The organism is Proteus genomosp. 4 str. ATCC 51469 (genome assembly GCF_003144375.1).
Classification (GTDB): domain Bacteria; phylum Pseudomonadota; class Gammaproteobacteria; order Enterobacterales; family Enterobacteriaceae; genus Proteus.
Map to the genome: position 1 here is coordinate 59,563 of NZ_PENV01000022.1, position 18,734 is coordinate 78,296.

General features: G+C 34.3%; 16 protein-coding genes. 10 read left to right on the forward strand and 6 right to left on the reverse strand.

Features of this window, described 5'->3' with window-relative positions:
- Positions 1-8 precede the first annotated feature (8 nt).
- The 8 genes from DK866_RS17715 to DK866_RS17750 all read left to right on the forward strand — a co-directional run bounded on the left by DK866_RS17715 (position 9) and on the right by DK866_RS17750 (position 9,011).
- On the forward strand, positions 9-1,811 hold the full coding sequence (locus tag DK866_RS17715; RefSeq protein WP_109409977.1) for a phospholipase D-like domain-containing protein: 1,803 nt from the start codon (positions 9-11) through the stop codon (positions 1,809-1,811).
- Positions 1,812-1,891: 80 nt separating this feature from the next.
- Entirely contained in the window at positions 1,892-2,737 is an 846-nt protein-coding gene (locus DK866_RS17720; protein ID WP_244179724.1) for an SEL1-like repeat protein, read from the forward strand.
- 2 nt (positions 2,738-2,739) lie between these two features.
- Positions 2,740-3,687 (forward strand): SEL1-like repeat protein, encoded by a 948-nt coding sequence (locus tag DK866_RS17725; protein ID WP_208624195.1) that lies wholly within the window; start codon positions 2,740-2,742, stop codon positions 3,685-3,687.
- Positions 3,688-3,698: 11 nt separating this feature from the next.
- Positions 3,699-4,679, forward strand: coding sequence for an SEL1-like repeat protein (locus tag DK866_RS17730; RefSeq protein ID WP_244179725.1), 981 nt, complete (start codon positions 3,699-3,701; stop codon positions 4,677-4,679).
- 27 nt (positions 4,680-4,706) lie between these two features.
- Entirely contained in the window at positions 4,707-4,967 is a 261-nt protein-coding gene (locus DK866_RS17735) for a PAAR domain-containing protein (protein WP_109409979.1), read from the forward strand.
- On the forward strand, positions 4,968-6,110 hold the full coding sequence (locus tag DK866_RS17740) for a hypothetical protein (protein ID WP_109409980.1): 1,143 nt from the start codon (positions 4,968-4,970) through the stop codon (positions 6,108-6,110).
- A gap of 102 nt (positions 6,111-6,212) precedes the next feature.
- Positions 6,213-6,929: a hypothetical protein gene (locus DK866_RS17745; protein ID WP_109409981.1), complete on the forward strand. Its 717-nt coding sequence runs from the start codon at positions 6,213-6,215 to the stop codon at positions 6,927-6,929.
- A 102-nt stretch (positions 6,930-7,031) separates the two neighbouring features.
- On the forward strand, positions 7,032-9,011 hold the full coding sequence (locus tag DK866_RS17750; protein WP_109409982.1) for an acyltransferase family protein: 1,980 nt from the start codon (positions 7,032-7,034) through the stop codon (positions 9,009-9,011).
- A 123-nt stretch (positions 9,012-9,134) separates the two neighbouring features.
- On the opposite strand, the gene DK866_RS17755 is transcribed toward DK866_RS17750, so the two are convergent.
- Both DK866_RS17755 and DK866_RS17760 read right to left on the reverse strand, forming a co-directional pair.
- Positions 9,135-10,088 (reverse strand): DNA cytosine methyltransferase, encoded by a 954-nt coding sequence (locus DK866_RS17755; protein WP_109409983.1) that lies wholly within the window; start codon positions 10,086-10,088, stop codon positions 9,135-9,137.
- Positions 10,089-10,282: 194 nt separating this feature from the next.
- Positions 10,283-10,780 (reverse strand): hypothetical protein, encoded by a 498-nt coding sequence (locus tag DK866_RS17760; RefSeq protein WP_109409984.1) that lies wholly within the window; start codon positions 10,778-10,780, stop codon positions 10,283-10,285.
- A 245-nt stretch (positions 10,781-11,025) separates the two neighbouring features.
- Here DK866_RS17760 and DK866_RS17765 point away from each other — a divergent pair, with 245 nt between their 5' ends.
- The gene (locus DK866_RS17765; protein WP_109409985.1) at positions 11,026-12,348 is read left to right on the forward strand and encodes an NgoFVII family restriction endonuclease; all 1,323 of its coding nucleotides are present in this window, start codon (positions 11,026-11,028) and stop codon (positions 12,346-12,348) included.
- A gap of 98 nt (positions 12,349-12,446) precedes the next feature.
- Here DK866_RS17765 and DK866_RS17770 read toward each other — a convergent pair whose 3' ends face one another.
- From DK866_RS17770 to DK866_RS17780, 3 genes are read right to left on the reverse strand one after another with little or no spacing between them, the layout of a single operon-like run.
- Positions 12,447-13,160 carry an MgtC/SapB family protein gene (locus tag DK866_RS17770; protein ID WP_109409986.1) on the reverse strand — a complete coding sequence of 238 codons (714 nt, stop codon included), beginning with the start codon at positions 13,158-13,160 and terminating at the stop codon, positions 12,447-12,449.
- A gap of 39 nt (positions 13,161-13,199) precedes the next feature.
- Positions 13,200-14,447: an MFS transporter gene (locus tag DK866_RS17775; protein WP_109409987.1), complete on the reverse strand. Its 1,248-nt coding sequence runs from the start codon at positions 14,445-14,447 to the stop codon at positions 13,200-13,202.
- A 13-nt stretch (positions 14,448-14,460) separates the two neighbouring features.
- Complete coding sequence (locus DK866_RS17780) at positions 14,461-15,282, reverse strand: MBL fold metallo-hydrolase (protein ID WP_109409988.1); 822 nt, start codon at positions 15,280-15,282, stop codon at positions 14,461-14,463.
- A 345-nt stretch (positions 15,283-15,627) separates the two neighbouring features.
- Between DK866_RS17780 and DK866_RS17785 the strand changes: the two genes are divergently transcribed.
- Positions 15,628-17,835 carry an extracellular solute-binding protein gene (locus DK866_RS17785; RefSeq protein WP_109409989.1) on the forward strand — a complete coding sequence of 736 codons (2,208 nt, stop codon included), beginning with the start codon at positions 15,628-15,630 and terminating at the stop codon, positions 17,833-17,835.
- Positions 17,836-17,893: 58 nt separating this feature from the next.
- On the opposite strand, the gene ytfE is transcribed toward DK866_RS17785, so the two are convergent.
- The gene (ytfE, locus tag DK866_RS17790) at positions 17,894-18,556 is read right to left on the reverse strand and encodes an iron-sulfur cluster repair protein YtfE (RefSeq protein ID WP_109409990.1); all 663 of its coding nucleotides are present in this window, start codon (positions 18,554-18,556) and stop codon (positions 17,894-17,896) included.
- Positions 18,557-18,734: the final 178 nt, after the last annotated feature.

Consider the following 18,734-nt stretch of genomic DNA (forward strand, 5'->3'; position numbering starts at 1 on the left):
GTGATGATATGACAACAGAGACAACCCTACTAAAAACTCCACAAATTTTTAATTTGGTGCCTTCTCAAGGTGCTTGCTCTGTTATTACAAATGAATGGTTTATTCGCGACGGATATTCCCCTATGGCTGCAGGATTTGCGCCTCTTATTAATGGTGAAAGAACATTTAAAGCATTAGCCAATGCGATTAAGGGAGCCAATAAAAGTATTAATATTGCTATATGGGGATTTCAAGCCTCAATGTATTTTACCCGAGTAGGAACAGAAAAGGGTTCTGAACGAATTGGAGAACTACTGAAAGATGCAGCCGAACGTGGGGTAACTGTGCGACTTTTAGTCTGGTTTAGTGAGCTAGGAAACCGATTTGATCCTCAATTTCCTGGTTGGGACGCATACAGTACAACTCGCACGGATAAAAATATTTTTGGTGAGTATGTTGATGGTTATGGCGCACAAGGAAAACGAGTTTCTTATGAAACAAAAAAAGATTATGAATATGATAAAAAGTGGCATTTTGACGTCAAACACCAAAATATAGGTTTAGATAAAAAAACAGGTCAGAAAAAACTATTTGTTGCATGTCGAGCTTTTAATTGGGGAGACGATAGAGCATCAGCCCAAGCCCAATTAAAAGAAAACTCGTTTAAAACATCAGGAATACATGAGTTTTTACTTTCTAATTTCCCTACGCATCACCAAAAGTTCGTGATCATTGACTATGAAGAACCAAAAGATGCTGTTGGCTTTATTATGGGACACAATATGGTCTCAGGCTATTGGGATAATGATGCACATGATGGTGTGCATAAAGAAACTTACATAGGGCGAGATGGGGATAGACCGTGGCAAGATATTTCATCGTGTGTTTGTGGCGGTGTACTTGCAGATCTTTATCATAGTTTTGAGGAAGCATGGGCAAAAGATGTTAGTACTGATTATGAATTAAGCCAAGGTTTATCTATTACTGCAGAAGACCATAAATTGAATTTGGCACGAATGGAAGCACTGAATAAAAAATTAGAATTAGACAGTCAGTTTCCATTACAACCAACTATGGGACAAATTTGTCGTACACAACCACAGCAAAAAAAATTTGAAGTTGAAGAAGTTTATAATAACGCTGTAGCTTTAGCGCGAAATTATATTTATATGGAAAACCAATATTTTCGTTATCCCCCTTTGGCTAAGAAACTAAAAAAAGCGGTTGAAAAAAGGCGAAAGGCTGGCTGTAAAGATACTCTTTATTTATTTGTGGTTACCAATACAACAGCCCTTAAAGAAATGAAAGTGGGAAGTTTTAACACTTACCAAATGCTAGATGAGTTAGGACGACCAAATTTAACGCCTAATTTCCATAGAAAAAGTAAAGGTCTTTCTAAGGAAGTTGAAGTAAAAGAAAAAAAAATAGAAGGGTTAGAAACAGTAATTTGTACATTGGTTTCACCAAATCCAGATATAACACAAAAATCTCTTTGGCAACCGACCTATGTTCATAGCAAAGTTTTAATGGTAGATGATGTTTTTATGACAATAGGCTCAAGTAATATTAATTATCGCAGTATGCGATTTGATAGTGAATTAAATATTAATTTACAAGATACCGATTCAGTCGGATTTATTAAATCAATGCGAGAGTTTTTATGGAAACTTCATACCGAAGATATTTTTGATGATTTTGAAAAAGAATTTAAGAATTGGAAATATATAATTAGAAAGAATAAAGTAAGTAAGAAAGATGAAAGAAAAATAAAACCATTTAAACCTTTAATACAATTTTTAGATGAGAATACATCATGGTCAAAAAAAGAGTAATAAATAATTATCAATTTATTTTTATTTTAATACTTACTCTAAGTTTATTATCTATTTCTGGCTGTGGAGCAAAAAATAAAATGCATGATAACCTAAAAAATTTCCAATTTACTTGTCTCCATGAGGCAGATGTTTTCCCGCCATTAGATCCTGAAGCTGATAAATGGTTTAAACAAGCCGTGCAACTAAGCCGACAAGATAATCCCGATTTAAAACGTATTGCTCAACTCTATCGTCAAGCCGTGGAAAAAGATCACTATATAGCGATTGGTAATTTACAGGTAATGATTTCCGAAGGTGATGCAGAGCCGGTTGCAGGTAAATTACCACAAGAGGAAGTGATTGATTTAGTAGAACGTTTAATCAACATGGAGATCCCTTTTGGTTACTACATTATGGGGACCTATTTACAAGAGGGATATGGGGTTGAGCAAGATGAAATTGCTGCATTTAGCTATATGTTAAAAGCTGCCGTGATGGGTAACCCTGAAGGGCAATATGCGATTGGGGATAAATTTATGGATGCCCAAGTACCTGAGCTTTATCGTTTAGATCTAGGACGAGCAATGCTAGATTGTGCATCTAAGCAGGGTTTTAGTGAAGCAGCCTATGAGTTAGGGTTACATTATTCAAATAGTGATTTTGATAAGGCCTTATATTATTTTCAAAAATCAGCAGAATATGGGCATGAACTAGGCGCTTTTACATTAGCAAAAATTTTTAGTACAGACGATCCTAATAATAGATTAGATTACTTAGGGCAAAAAATTGATTTGGAAAGGGTAAAAAGATATTCAATGATTGAAAATGAGTTAAGTAAAAACCCCCGCGCCAAATTCCCTGATATCGATAAAATTGTTCCCTTACCTCCTGCACCTTTACCGGAATGGGATGGCACCTTTGAATATAAAAAACAGGTGCAATAATCATGAAGAGTAATGGGCTAAATATAAACAGGACGCAGAAGAGAATAAATAAAATTATCATCTCTAGCATTGTGTTTTTATTTGGTTTTTTATTATTTGGTTGCCAGTCTGTTCATCATAACCTTAAAAATTTCCAATTTACTTGCCTCCATGAAGAGGATGTTTTCCCGCCATTAGATCCTGAAGCCGATAAATGGTTTAAACAAGCTGTACAACTGGATAGACAAGATAATCCTGATTTAAAACGTATTACTCAACTCTATCGCCAAGCTGCGGCAAAAGATCACTATAAAGCTATAGGCAACTTGCAACTGATGGTGTCAATTGGTAAGGCTGAGCCGGTTGCAGGTAAATTACCACAAGAGGAAGTCATTGATTTAGTAGAACGTTTAATCAACATGGAAATTCCTTTTGGTTACTACATTATGGGGACCTATTTACAAGAGGGATATGGGGTCGAACAAGATGAAAATGCGGCATTTAGTTATATGTTAAAAGCTGCCGTGATGGGTAATCCTGAAGGACAATATGTGATTGGGCAAAAATTTATGAATGGGCAAGTACCTGAGCTTTATCGTTTAGATTTAGGACGAATGATGCTTACTTGTGCTTCTAAACAGGGTTTTAGTCAGGCATCTCATCGATTAGGAATGAATTATTGGATTGTTGATGAAAATTATTCACAAGCATTATTTTATTTTCAGGAAGCAGTGAAACAAGGCTATTCATTAGCTGCTTTTCAATTATCTGAAGCATTTAAAACAGAAACTACTAGTAGTTCTGATTATCTAGGAGTGAAAAGAGACCTCGAACGAGTTAGGTGCTATGACTTAATTAATGATGAAATAGGTAATAATCCCCGCGCCAAATTCCCTGATATCGATAAAATTGTTCCTCTACCTCCAGCCCCTTTACCGGAATGGGATGGCACCTTTGAATATAAAAAATAGGTGCAATAATAATGAATATTAACGGGCTAAATATAAACGGGACACCGAAGATAATAAATAAAATTATCATCGTTAGTATTGTCTTCTTATTTAGCCTTTTATTATTTGGTTGCCAGTCTGTTCATCAGAACCTTAAAAATTTCCAATTTACTTGTCTCCATGAAGAGGATGTTTTCCCGCCATTAGATCCTGAAGCCGATAAATGGTTTAAACAAGCTGTACAACTGGATAGACAAGATAATCCTGATTTAAAACGTATTACTCAACTCTATCGCCAAGCTGCGGCAAAAGATCACTATAAAGCTATAGGCAACTTGCAACTGATGGTGTCAATTGGTAAGGCTGAGCCTATTGCAGGTAAATTACCACAAGAAGAAGTCATTGATTTAGTAGAACGTTTAATCAACATGGAGATCCCTTTTGGTTACTACATTATGGGGACCTATTTACAAGAAGGCTATGGTGTTGAGCAAGATGAAAATGCCGCATTTAGTTATATGTTAAAGGCTGCCGTGATGGGTAACCCTGAAGGGCAATATGCAATTGGGCAAAAATTTATAGATGGGCGTACAGAACTTTATCGTTTAGATTTAGGGCGAGCAATGTTAGCTTGTGCTTCAGATCAAGGTTTTACTAAGGCTTCATATCAGTTAGCTACGTTATATAAAGCACAAGATAGCAATTATTCATTAGCACTCTCTTATTATCAACATGCTGTTAAATATGGAGATTCACAAAGTGCTTTTCAATTATTCAGAGGGTTTCAAAGTAATAATCCTAATAATTGGGATTATTTAGGACAGCAAGATGATACGGAACGTGTCAGGCGCTACCAACTAATTAGGGAGGAATTAAGTAAAAACCCTCGCGCCAAATTCCCTGATATCGATAAAATTGTTCCTTTACCTCCTGCGCCTTTACCGGAATGGGATGGTACCTTTGAATATAAAAAAACAGGCGCAGAAATAAGTAAAAATATGTTGCTTGATTAGCATTACATTATTATCGAGGATAAATATATGCGAGCATTTATACGATTAGGCGATAAAACATCACATGGTGGTGAAGTTATTTCGGCATCAGGTTCTGTTGTATATGGTAAAGCAGTGGCTTTAGTCGGTGATAAAGTGAATTGCCCTAAAACAGGGCACGGTATAAATGCTATCTTACCGAGCAAAACAAGGATAACGATGGTGGGTAGAGAAGTTGCATTAGATGGATTTATCACTGAATGTGGTTGTCGGTTAATTTCAAGTCTATCCTCTGCGGGAGAAAAATAGATGATAAGTTGGAATGTACCCAAAATAGAGTATCCCGAAGAGCCTAAAATGCCCAATATCTTATTATGGATATTAATCAGTGGTATTGTCGCGGCGAGTGGTTTTTTTATTGGTGTTTCTTTATCTACAAATGGTTATTTAGATCCATCTTGGGACAACATTAAACTTATTCTCCTATTCTCTATTATCCCCACGTTCTTTATTGTACTTATTCGACTACTTGTTCATTTTATTATTTTATTTAAATATCAATCTATCTGTGAAGAATTAAATAATTGTTTTTATCAATGGACGATTTGGTCTGAGAAAAATATTATTTTACTGACATCATCGAGAGTCTCAGAAATTGATGAAAAAAATAAAAATATTATTCTTTCTAAATTAACACCAAATAAAAATAATCAATTATTACCTGAGCTTCTTAAATTTCGTCCTTTATGGGAAAAAAGTGAAGAAATCACTAAAGCATTATTAACGCCTATATCTAAATATTACCAAGAACATCATCTCTCAACTCCTATTAATATTCTTTGGCATGTAAATACAGAAAATAAAGATGCGATTGGAGTTGATTGGACTCAAGTTATTCAAGAACAAGTTGCCAATTTAGCATTCAATGTTGCTAAAGTTGAGCCATTACCTCAAACGCATCTAACAAAATGGTTATCCTCTTTATATGATGAGGCCCCCACTGATGAACTTTATATTGTTTTATCCATTCAGTTTGATGCAAACAACGCCAGTGAAGAGGCATGTTGTTTATTATTATCTTCTCCTTCATTTCCAGAATTAAAAGAGATATCAAGATATAGTAAATTACTTCGCCCAATTGTATGTGATACAGGTTCTTTATCAGAAGCTTTAGAGACACAATCTGAATTGCAGTTTAAGGGTAAGAATGCACAAGCATTATGGTGTTGCGATTTAAATGAAAAGAATAAAGAAGAAGTCATCATTAATTTTATTAAGCAGAATACAGATTTCTCATTAGAGAGAATTTTTGATACAGAAATGATATTAGGTAATGCAGGCACTGCTCGATATGCTATGGCGATTTCTTTATCATCACTTGATTTACCTAATCGGCTTTTAGTTTCTCAGTTAGGGAGTAAACTCTATCTTCAGCGGATCAGTTCAAAGTAATCGTGGCGCTATTTATTCAGATAATCTGAGGTACTGTTGTTATCTTAATAGCTAAATGGCGATAATAAATAATGAGAGTTTAAAGACTTTAAGAGGGGCGGAGTGAGTTATTCTTTCTTAACACAAGCAACACTCAAAAAACTGGCAACGGGCGAAATTTGGCAACGACAAGTTAATGATGAAAATATTATTGATGTCAGCTTAAATGCTGGGCAATTAATGATTTCTCAGCCTGAAATTGAGGAAAGCTTTATTCCTTTTAGTCAGAAACTAATAGCTTATTGTGAACAGCTTGCGCTTAAATTTCCATTTATTGAATTTACTCAGCAACAAGAATTTCACTCCACATTATTAACAATTTTTAATCAACAAAATGAGCAGTTTAAACTACAACGGCCTGTATTATTATCGTGGTGTCATGAGATTGCAAAAATCTTTAATCAAATAAAAAGTATCGAAATTTTATTTAATAATGTTGTACTCACATCCAATGGCAGTTTGATATTAACGGGTATCTCAGAGAAATTAACACTTTTTAGGCGGCAAATTTATCAGCAAATCCCAATTGAGAGTGTGCTTCATAAAGACATTATTCATATCACGCTTGGGCGATTAGGTGAAAATACATCATCAGCAGAAATGAAGCAGCTTTATGATGAGCTAGAGCAAAACCGATCATCATTAATACATCATGCGATTAATACCCCAATTATTATTCGACATCCAAAATTTGTGGTAAGCAAAGGTTCACTTTCAACTGAAGTACAGATGGGTTTAACGATGGAATTTAATCAATTATGGCCATTTCGGTGCTATTAATATTAAGTATTAAATGGCTATCCATCTTTTTGTGACTAAAGTGATATGGTTAATTAGTATATAATCCAGCGATTCTTTTTATTCGGATTATGTGTTTGGATTATGAATGTAAAATATCGTGCTGATGTAGATGGTTTAAGAGCGGTCGCTGTTATTCTGGTTATCCTTTTTCATTTGGATAATCGCTTAATTCCGTCAGGGTTTATTGGTGTTGATATTTTTTTTGTGATCTCTGGTTTTTTGATTTCGCTGATAATTAAAACTTCATTGTCACAAGGTAATTTTTCATTTCGTGATTTTTATAATCGTCGATTATGGCGATTACAACCACTTTATCTTATTGTATTAATTGCAGTTCTAGTGATATCTGGGCTTTTCTACCTACCTAGTGATTATTTAGATATTACAAATAGCGAGAAATATGCCTCAGCCTTTCTCTCTAATAAATATTTTGCGAGAGCGACAACCAGCTATGCAGCGCAAGATGCACTCTTTTTACCGTTATTGCATACATGGTCTTTAGCGATAGAGTGGCAATGGTATCTTTTCTTGCCTTTTGCACTTTATTTTCTGCATAAAATTAATGCAAAAGAAAGGGTTAATCATTTTTATCCAGTGGTGTTAGTCACAGCTATTTCATTTATTCTGGTGTTTTATTACCAAAAAGATCAACCGAAAAATTACTACTATTTTAGTACGCGGATCTTCGAATTTATGTTGGGAGCTTGTGTTGCCTACTTCCCAATAAAGATAAAACTTAATCGAAGAATAAATGATGTTATTAGCTTAATTGCGCTAGGTGTTATTCTTTGGGTTGCATTTCAAAACGATATTATTGCAGGTTATCCGAACCTTAATACGTTGTATGTTTGTCTTGGTGCTGCACTAATTATTTATACCGGACAACATGGAAGTATTATTGAAAAAATACTCTCGATAAAGCCAATCGTGATCGTTGGGTTATTATCTTACTCACTCTATTTATGGCACTGGCCATTATTTGCTGTTGCACGCTATGTTGGTGTGTTTAATACAGAATTGCAAAAGGGATCGATGTTAGCATTAACCTTATTGCTATCGATTAGCTCTTATTTTCTGATTGAAAAACCGTTTAGAAGAAAGCGCTTAGCCTTTAAATATTCCATCACTCTCTTATTAATTATTCCTATTTTATTCGCTTTTGGGCTAAATGCATTGAATGAAAAATATCAAGGTATTGGAGCAAGGCTTGGGCAAAATTACGTTAATTTAGAAGCTAAGCTGAATCAGTTTGATTATCCCAATCGAACTAAATGTATGAATTTTGAAGCCACTGATCCAGATAAAATGTGCCATATTGGTGAAGTAGGAAGTCAGAAAAAAGCCTTTTTATTTGGTGATTCTCATGCAAATCATTATTGGGGCTTTATGGATATTTTGGGTAAAGACGCCAAGATAGATGTATATGCACAAGCAACTTCATCGTGTATTACGCTTCCTAATATTTATCTTTATGACTGGTCTAATCATAAAAATACAGTTTATCAACGTTGTTACGATCAAACGGCGAAATATTATCAACTTATCAAGAATAGCCACTTCGATTATGTAATATTTGGGCAAGTTTGGAATAACTACGCGTCAAATCATGTCATTAATAAGATAGGTGATGTTAGAACCGTTGAAGAGTCTCGCAAACGAGTTGAGAAAGCGATGCGTGAAGCGCTTGATATTATTATTGCCACAGGGGCTAAGCCTGTTTTTATTAAAACAGTTAATTCTATGCCAAGTGGTTTTATGACCTGTTTTTATGAAAATGCAAAATTAAGAAAGGATTTTGCAGATAATAATTGTAACCCAAAAAACTATAAAGGTGAGGGAAACACATGGATGAATCAGTTATTTGTTAAGTTAAAAAAGGATTATCCAACTTTAATTATCATCGATCCTAAAGATGTGCAGTGTGATAAAAATATCTGTCTAACCGATATAGAAGGTGTGCCAGTGTATCGTGATGTGGGACATATTACAGACTATGCTTCAACAATTTTTGGCATGATGTATTTAGAGCGTTTTGGTAATCCGTTAAAATATCAAGAGTAATAACTTGATTTCTGTTACGACAAAGCCTGATAAAATCATTTATTTATCGGGCTTTGTCTTATGATCATGATAATAGGTTTAGAAAATTGCGATTTGGGATTTAAATTTCAAAACTATTACATTTTATCCTAGCGCTATTTTTATTTGTTGTGCAATTCGTTCAATAACAGGCACCACAACACTATTCCCAGCTTGTTTATATAAATTAGCATTGCTCATATCTTTGGGTAATTTATAGTCAGCAGGGTAACCTTGAAAGTTAAAGCACTCTCTTGGTGTGAGCTTTCTGATGGTGTTTGATTTCTTTTGAACGTTAAGTAAGGGGACGTTATGGCCACCTGTCCCCATATTGGCTGTTAATGTAGGGCAAAGGTTATTTTTATTGGCTCTTACATATTTTCTACGCCATTGGTAGAGCGTTTCGGCATCAACCACATCTTCAACAAGTTGGTCAAAGAAAGGGGTTTTAGCGGTATAAAAATAACGTGGTTCTATTGTACTTTCATCTTCTAATAAATCTGAGATACGTTTAGTTAATGGTGTTTTTTCTGGAAAAACAAAGCGTTTATGGGCTTGCTCATCTTTGAAACATACAATATAAATACGCTCTCGGTTTTGTGGAATATTGCCATACTCAGAAGCGTTTAATACTTGATGAGAAACGTGATAGCCGTGTTTATGAAGTGAATCTAAAATCACTTTAAAGGTGTTACCTTTATCATGGGAAACTAAATTTTTAACGTTTTCTAGGAAGATAACAGGAGGTTGTTTTTCGGCAAAAATCCGTTCTAATTCAAAGAATAAATTACCTCTGCCTTTCTCATCATCAAATCCTTGGCGGTAACCTGCGACTGAAAATGCTTGGCATGGAAAACCACCCAACATGATATCAAAATCAGGGATCTCATTTGTTTTTACATCTCTGATGTCTCGATGGTCAATGATAAAGTCAAAATTTTCTTTTAAGGTCGTAACCGCAAATTTATCCAGTTCATTAGCATAAATTGTATCAAAACCTGCTTTTTCAAAGCCTATATCAATACCACCAACACCTGCAAAAAATGATGCACACTTCATAAATAACATCCCAACTCGCTAAACTCGAAGGGGTATTCTACAGAACTCTTAAGCAAAAAGCAGCAACTGTTGATGGTTTGGAGCAATAGTATTGAATTATTTAGATAATTGCCTAAAAAAAGAAGTAACAAAATGAAAAAATATTAAGAACTAACAATGAAAACCCTAGAGTTTCTCTAGGGTAAATTTATTTACTATAAGGTATTTTTCCAATTTCTAAATGCATTAAATGGTCCAATTTCAATTCTAAAATTAGAATTATCTATTTTAGTTATCTTTACTGAATCAATCTTTTTTATGTTTAACATATCCATTGTTAATACTGTGCCATAAGGTAATTTAAGAATATCGCGCAAGATCCATTTACCTAAAGCAGGTTGAGGATCGGTTTCTAATGCTTTTCCATTATCTTCGGTAATGATTGCTTTCCAGTAGTTACTATTATAATAATATAAATTAAATTTATTAATAGTAGCATTCCTTTGAGTTTTATCTAATGCATCAAAACCAAAAAAATTAGGAAAGGTACGATGAATCCAAATAGGTATCGGAATATAAACTTCGTCAGGATCTCTTGGTTTGGGATTTTCTGAATTGGGATTTTTAGGACCAGCGTGTGATACATTAAGCCCTGATTGAGGATGTACTGTTTGATCTCTATCAGAATAAAGAGGTAAATAAATAAAATTCATTTTTTAATTCCTTTATATATAGTTTGTCTTTGAGTTTTAAATTCAATATTAGTATTTTTATTTTTTTATTCAAAGTTTTTTGTTTAATAAATTTTATATTTATAATTATTAATATCTTTATTTGTTTCAATGCAATAATTTAATGCTTGATTATTATTTCTGTGAGGTAGTATTAGTATATTATTTTATTTATATGATAAATTAATTCGTTTTTATGGAAAATTACTAAAAGGTCTTAGTAGAATATGGCAAAAAATATAGATTTATGGTCTTCATTTCCTCAAGATAAAAGGGATGAATATATCAAGTTTTTAGAGATTTTCGGTGCGTTATCGGGTCTTTTTAAAGACACAGAAGCCGGAAGTAGTGCAGATAAACCTTATCTATATTATCGAAATCATGAACAACTTTTTGCCCGGGTTTTTGATGTAGAAGACCTAACGCGTAAAGATTCTGCATTTGATGCTATTGCTAAAATGGGAAAAAACCGAATTGGCGTTGGTTTAAAAACATGGATTCATTCAAGAGATAAAACTTTTCAAAAAGTTGCAGAGTTTAATAAAGTAGCACCTACAGAAATTAGGCCTTTAATTGATAAAGGTATTGCGCTTGATGTTGTTAAAAAAGTGGCTTTACTTCGAAACAAACGAATTGAGCTTGATCAACGTACTTATAACACAACACATACGATATATCATAATATTACAAGAGACAGTAATGTGATGAATATTGTTGAATGCAATTATGATTTAATTGATTTAAATTCCATTAAAATAATATCAGTCAATGAAAGTAAAGGTATTTTTAATTTTAAGGATAAAAATAAAAAATATAAATTTTATGTTAGTAAAAGTGTTCTATTGCAAGAATTCAATGCTTCTAAAGAATCGATTGTAACTAAAATTCCTATTACTCAATATAAAGATCCCTTTGATTTATTGTCATATATACATATAACTAATTCATCGGTAAATAAATTAGCTCCTCTAAAAGAAACAATAGAAGATCCGAAAAAAACTATTTATCTACCTATTTATTCAGACTCTTCAATGAAAGTAGAAGAAAAATCAGGTTTTAATGCATGGAATGCAGCACCAAAAATTAAAGGCTCAAATAAACCTCGCCCAGATTTTGAAGCTTATATTCCTATTCCTATCTGGATCCATCATATTTTCCCCCATTTTTTTGGTTTTAATGCTTTAGATAAAGAAGAAAGAAATGCAGCTAAAGGATTTGAGTTGCAATTACCAGATGATCGAATAATCACAGCTATTGTGACACAAGATAATGGAAAAGGATTACAAACGAATCCTCAATCTATTTTAGGAAAATGGATATTACATGATGTCTTTGGTTTAGAAGCCAGACAATTGCTAACATTGGATATGTTAAATGAGTTAGGTGTAGATTCAGTTAAAGTGACAAAAGTAAGTGATACTAAATTTAAAATTGACCTTGCTGATACTTATGCTTTTGAGCAATGGAAATTAGGGCTAAAAATACAAATTGAAAACTGTGATGACATTAAACAAAAACCTAAATTTAGGGATGATTTGATAGATGAGTAATCATTAAAATTTAGTTTACTTGAACTTTTAAATCTATTGAAACCTCAAAAGCAAAATACTCACTTTTGAGGTATTATTTATTAAGAAGTAATTAATAGTTAATGATCCAAAGAAACAGAATGAACATGTTCAAGCTGTTTTAATGAGCAATAAAATTCGGGTAAGGTAATTTTTTGCCGAACTAACAGTTTCAAGTTCACTTCAACGCGCTCTTTTTTAATATCGCGAATAGTCAGGTTTTCAATCACATCTTTATGGCTTTTTAAATACTCAATTAAAAGAGGAACACCGCTTTCATGAGTAAATAACATGCGCACTTTAATCTTACCTAAGCGTTGGTTTTTCATCTGAAATAGCACCACTTGTGGGCTAAGTTGAATAGCCATAAAAAAGAGAACAGTCACAATCATGGCATGCCAATAAAAACCTGATCCACAAGCAATACCAACACCGGCAGAAGCCCATACGATAGCAGCGGTTGTTAGTCCTGAAATTGCATCATCACGTCGATGCAATATAACACCAGCACCAAGAAAGCCGACACCACTGATAATTTGTGCCGCTAATCTCATTGGATCACTACGAATGTTATCGGAGATATTGGCGTAATATTCTGCAGATTGAATAGAAACAATAGTTAATAAACAACTGGCAACGGCAATAATGACACAAGTTTTAAAACCGACAGGTTTTCCCTTTGATTCACGCTCTAAGCCAATAAAGCCGCCCAAAATAAAGGCGGCCAGTAATTTAGCGATACTTGATAGTGATAAAGGGCCAATGCTGTCAACAAACTGAATTAATGTGTCCATGGTTTGCTCCTAACGTTGGCTTATTCCTTTACTTTAAGACTATGGTGTTGCAATGCCTTCCTGGGCTTTTTTATCTTCATTATTTTTCTTTTTCGTTACATCATCTTTAAAGAAGAAGATAAAGAATATGGTTACAACGGCAGCGACGATTGCTGGATATATCCAGAATGTTGACCACTGTGGTAATGCAGCATCCCCGGTTTCTGTTATGGTTGAATTAAAGATTTGACCACAAATAGTGGAAGCAAATAATAGGCCGAAACCATTAGAGACAATAAAGCGTAAGCCTTGTGCTTGAGCACGAATTTCTGGTTTGGCTTTGCGGTCAACATAGATATCACCAGCAGTAAAGAAGAAGTCCCAACATAATCCCTGCAACATTAATCCGATAACGATAAAATAAAACTCTGTATTTACCGCTGCATAAGAGAAGAATATTGAGCGAATGATCCAGCTAACAGCACCTAAAAGTAATGTAATTTTGAAGCCAAACTTCATTAAGAAGAATGACAATACGAACATAAACAGAACTTCACAGGCTATACCTATTTGCATAATAGACGCTGCGTTATTAAAACCTAACGCTTTAATAAAAACAGGAATATAAGCGGAATAAGCTGTTTTTGGGATCATTAAAATAAAAATACTAAACATTAAGATAGCGAAATATCGATCTTTAAATAATGAAAGCGCATCTAAACATAAAATATCACGAGCAGAGAATGGTTTACCTTTCGCTTTAGGTGGCGTATTAGGTAAGGTAAAACAGTAGAAGCCAAGTAAAACACCCACAGCAGAAGCGATATACCAAGTCATCGTACTACCAGAGAAGCCCATTTCACCTAATATAAATCCGATAGCCATAAAACCAAACGTACCGAATACACGAATAATAGGGAAATATTTCACACCATTAATATGAGAGAAACTAATACTATTTGAAAGCGCAGTTGTTGGATAAAACAATAATCCAATAATGAAAATTAAGAATAATGTCATGCCACTGTTTTGTGCTTCAATAAATTGAGGAACACAAATAATGACTGCCGCATTAATTAAATGAAGGATGCCCATGACTTTTTGCGAAGCAAAGAAACGGTCAGCCACCATACCTATAAATAATGGGGAGATAATTGTTGCGACGCCTAATAAAGCGTAGGCATTACCAATAATGCTTGCCATACCATAGCTACTTAATACCAGTCCCATGGTCATATTCCACGCACCTTGCATGAAATATTGCACAAACATCATAATCAGTAAGCGAGAGGTTATTTTCATATCCATCATTATTCTCCTCTTAATTTGTTTCTAACGTTAATCCGTCGTAGGCAACACGGATATTGTGAGGAGCACAAACAGCTTCTAATTCGTGGTGAAGCAATTTACCACTATGTGAAATATGCGAAACGGCAATTTGTGTATTTTGATGTAAACAACCTTGTTGTTGCAGTTTTTCTTTTGCTGCAAATACAGTTTCTAGGCTCATATGATTGTCGGTACGATCTTTACCATTGAGTCCATAAGTACATTCAAAAACAACGATATCTAGTGGTTTGTTCTCTAGCCATTTCCACGTTAATTCAGGGAACCAACCAGAATCATGACCATAGAAAATAACCTTGCCATCTTTCTCAATATGATAAACATAGCAAAGTTCCCATTTCGCATGATTAGCGAGTAATGGCGTAATTTTATAACCGTTTCTTTCGACGGTAACAAAAGGAATTAAGCAGTGAAAAGCAAAACGCTCTTTGCTGTAACCAGGTAAAACTTCGATACAGCCATTAATTGCGCGATCATTACCAAAAATATGAAGGGGATGGTTAATTTCAAAACCATAACCTTCCATTCGGCTAAACAGATCGCCAACATTGAAATGATCCGGATGAGTGTGAGTGAATAGAAGACTTTCAAAATTGGTAGCATCCATACCATCACGCATTAGCTGGTAGCTAAATGTAGGTGATACGTCGATTAACATAATGTCATCGACAATGGCAGAAGAGTGAGTTCTGATATCTTTCCCACCAAGTTCTCTTGCTTTCAGACAGTGTTCACAGCGGCAAAAGGGATTGGGTATACCTTCGGAAGCTGCCGTCCCTAAAAAATGAAGTTTCATAAGAAATCCCCTTATCCTATTGTTTTATTATGATTTTATTAATTATCTGGTGTTGATTATCTATAAATTATAGATTAATTTGAACGTTCCAATGATAAAATGATGATAGTCATTTGCCAATAAATGAAGATCAGATCAGTGATCTTATTCAAATTAAATTTTCTATCTAATTGATTAATATGAGCATATGTTTTTATTGATATTGATAATCATTTATTTATGATAAATAGTATTAGATTGTTTTATAAGCTATTTTTGAATGGAACGTTCAAATCAATTATCAGTAGTCGCGATAAATAATTCAGGTATGCTAGTGAAAGCGGAAATTGAGATGGAAAAAGGCCGATGGCAACGATTAAAGATATTGCAAAACTAGCAGGTGTTTCTCATGGGACAGTTTCTAACGTACTGAATAAACGTGGAAATGTGAGTGTTGAGAAAATTGAAGCTGTGTATCAAGCCGCCAAACAAATGGGCTATCAATTAAATACGCAGGCTCAACTGTTAAGAACCAATAAAAGCCATAAAATTGCCATACTTCTACCTCAATTAGTTTCTGAAAAATATGCGGTTTTCTTTAACTCCTTAAGACAGTCTATTGCTCATTTTCCTGAGATTACTTACGATCTTTTTTTAACAGATGATCTGGAAACCACAGAATTAGAGGCATTACAGAAAATTGCAGCGGGTAGCTATAAACAAGTGATCACTGTAAGTTGTCTCAAAGATGCAAATATTTATTTTGACACGTTAAAATTACCTCCTTCTCAAGTTGCATTTATTTATCGCCAGCCACTTAATACTCAACGATTTTTCACGCTAGATTTTGCTCAAGCAATAGAAGCTATTTGCCAACAGGTTGCGAAAACTACAGGTAAATTAGTGGGCATCTTTATGGGGAGTAGCGACTATTTAAATAATCAAAACTTTGCCAATGAATTACAAAATCGACTTTTAGAGTATGCACCCAATAAAAAAAATGTGGTGCTTTGTGCATCAGATGAAGAAAGCTATAAAATTGCGTTTGATTTCTTTTCTATGGAGCAAATCCCAGACATATTTATTGCCCAAGATATCGAAAAGGCTCGTTATTTAACACAAGCCAGTTATTTTGGTAGTCATAATGATTGCCCGCCTATTTTTGCATTGAGCGATAATATTCCACCGGTATTAAAAGGGTTGTATTACTTTCCAATGAATTACGCTCAACTTGGATTAGAAGTCATGGATGCATTAATACAAGAAGAGGATGAAAGTGAAATAACTGAAAAGAATGTGATTTGTGTACGTAATCAAAGTGACCATCTTTATACTTTAACTCCGGCGGTTATTAGTGAAGATAAAGCGGATATCAGTCTTAATTTACTGATTTTACCTAGCCCTTCAACCAGTGCATTAAAAAAGCTGCTACCCCATTTTTATCGTCAAACAGGGATTAAAGTTAATTTAGCAATTCACCCTTACGATGAAGTGTATCAAATATTAAGTCAGTTACATTTACACCCATATTATGATTTATTGCGTATCGATATGGCCTGTTTTCCTTGGTTTGCAGAAAGAATATTACAACCATTAGATAAAATCGGTAATGGATTAACAGACTTATTAAATAATTTTTCACTACCTACTCAGCAGAAATTTAGTGTAGTGAATAATGTTGCTTATGCCATGCCTTTTGATGCTAGTGCTCAACTCCTATTTTATCGCAAAGACTTGTTTGAAGATCCTATTCTAAAAAGAATGTATTACGAAAAAACAGGTAATGAATTAACTGTACCGACAACATTTGAAGAATACGATAATGTGACGCAGTTTTTTACTGAGCAACATGAAGAAGGGCAATTAAATTGCCCTATGGGTGCATCAACAACATTGGGTAGCGCGGGGCTGATCGCAACAGAGTATCTATTACGTTATTATGCAAAAGGCGGGTGTTTAATAGGAAGTCATAACATTCCTAGATTAGAAATGCCTTTAGCAGGTGAAATATTAGAAGAATATTTAAAGCAGTTGTCGATCACTGAGAATATTCATAATAAGTGGTGGAGTGAATCGGTTAGACAATTTGAGCAAGGGCATCTTGCTATGCTGATCGCTTATATGAATTTATTTAACGATGTCGCACATAGCAATATTTTACCTAAAACAGGTTTTGCACCTGTACCTGGTAGTATTCCACAATTAGGCGGTGGTGTATTAGGGGTTTCACGTTATAGCCAAAAATCACAATATGCAGAGCAATTTTATCGTTGGCTTTATTCCCCAATGGTTATGGATCATCTTATTTTATTAGGTGGAAACAGTAATCATAAAAATTTCAGCCATAATCAAGAAATTAGCCATCGTTACCCATGGATGACGTTGGCTTATCAAGAAATTAATAAGGGTATACGAGAATCTTCGGTGCCTAATGGTAAGTTATTTAATTTACGCCAAGCTGAAATTATTATCGGGCAAGGTATTACTAATGTCGTTAATAATATTATGACGATAGATGAGACTATCGAATATATAAATCAGCGTTTGTTAATAGATACTCAAGGTGAGCGGTAAGGTTTACTGATTGTTATAAAAATAGCAGGGGATGATAAAATCCCCTGTGCGTACATTATTACTCGCCCGCTAATGCTCTTGGAAATAATAAGTTGTTTTCTAAGCTAATATGATTCATTAAATCGTCAATAAACTCATTAATACCATTATAAAGTACTCTCCATGTGGTGCAGGCTTCAGGTGGTGGTGTGACGTTTTTGGTTATAAATTTAATCACTTCAACAATTTCACCCGCATCATCATGTTCGTGTTCCATAACACTAATGGGTGCTCCGGCTTGGCTTCCTAATCCGTTTTTTATCATAGGAAAGAGAATGCGTTCCTCTTTCATCATATGGCTTGTCAGCTCATCTAATAATAGTGTTAATTGGCGAGCTAATCCTTTAGGGACAGTCAGTTTTGCTTCATGGACTCGTTCTACTTTTTCTGCTTGTAGAATAAGTTCCGGTAATTGTGCTCTGTGTTTGTCGTGGTAGCGAACAATAATAAAATCAATAATTTCACTTAATGGTGCTTGTCGCCAATCTTTTTCTAATGGTTTCTCTGAAAGAGCAATTAATTTACTTTCAATTTCATCAATGTTGAGTCCTGCTTTCTCTGCAGATTTGCTTAATGTTCTTTTTCCTCCGCAGCAAAAGTCGAGGTTATATTGACGGAATATGGCGCTGGCGCCAGAAATAGATAGTGCCAGTTGGCCTAGTGGTTGATCTCGTAAGTTCATAATTTCCTCGTCATACTTCAAGTTGTAGCGTTGTTGGCTTTGTTTAGGGATATCACTATTAAAATTAAGTAGGCAGCGCTCTTAATAATGCAAAATTTAGAGTATCTGTTTGTACCTATTCAAGTTGTAGAGTATCTGTTTGTATCTATTTAAGTTGTAGCGTTGTTGACTGCGTTCA

Bases quoted from the DNA above. Each gene is read 5' to 3' on its own strand.
- ytfE (WP_109409990.1), bottom strand. From the start codon at position 18,556: ATGAACTTACGAGATCAACCACTAGGCCAACTGGCACTATCTATTTCT.
- DK866_RS17730 (WP_244179725.1), top strand. From the start codon at position 3,699: ATGAATATTAACGGGCTAAATATAAACGGGACACCGAAGATAATAAAT.
- DK866_RS17740 (WP_109409980.1), top strand. From the start codon at position 4,968: ATGATAAGTTGGAATGTACCCAAAATAGAGTATCCCGAAGAGCCTAAA.
- DK866_RS17750 (WP_109409982.1), top strand. From the start codon at position 7,032: ATGAATGTAAAATATCGTGCTGATGTAGATGGTTTAAGAGCGGTCGCT.
- DK866_RS17785 (WP_109409989.1), top strand. From the start codon at position 15,628: ATGGCAACGATTAAAGATATTGCAAAACTAGCAGGTGTTTCTCATGGG.
- DK866_RS17780 (WP_109409988.1), bottom strand. From the start codon at position 15,282: ATGAAACTTCATTTTTTAGGGACGGCAGCTTCCGAAGGTATACCCAAT.
- DK866_RS17770 (WP_109409986.1), bottom strand. From the start codon at position 13,160: ATGGACACATTAATTCAGTTTGTTGACAGCATTGGCCCTTTATCACTA.
- DK866_RS17760 (WP_109409984.1), bottom strand. From the start codon at position 10,780: ATGAATTTTATTTATTTACCTCTTTATTCTGATAGAGATCAAACAGTA.
- DK866_RS17755 (WP_109409983.1), bottom strand. From the start codon at position 10,088: ATGAAGTGTGCATCATTTTTTGCAGGTGTTGGTGGTATTGATATAGGC.
- DK866_RS17720 (WP_244179724.1), top strand. From the start codon at position 1,892: ATGCATGATAACCTAAAAAATTTCCAATTTACTTGTCTCCATGAGGCA.
- DK866_RS17715 (WP_109409977.1), top strand. From the start codon at position 9: ATGACAACAGAGACAACCCTACTAAAAACTCCACAAATTTTTAATTTG.
- DK866_RS17735 (WP_109409979.1), top strand. From the start codon at position 4,707: ATGCGAGCATTTATACGATTAGGCGATAAAACATCACATGGTGGTGAA.
- DK866_RS17725 (WP_208624195.1), top strand. From the start codon at position 2,740: ATGAAGAGTAATGGGCTAAATATAAACAGGACGCAGAAGAGAATAAAT.
- DK866_RS17765 (WP_109409985.1), top strand. From the start codon at position 11,026: ATGGCAAAAAATATAGATTTATGGTCTTCATTTCCTCAAGATAAAAGG.
- DK866_RS17775 (WP_109409987.1), bottom strand. From the start codon at position 14,447: ATGGATATGAAAATAACCTCTCGCTTACTGATTATGATGTTTGTGCAA.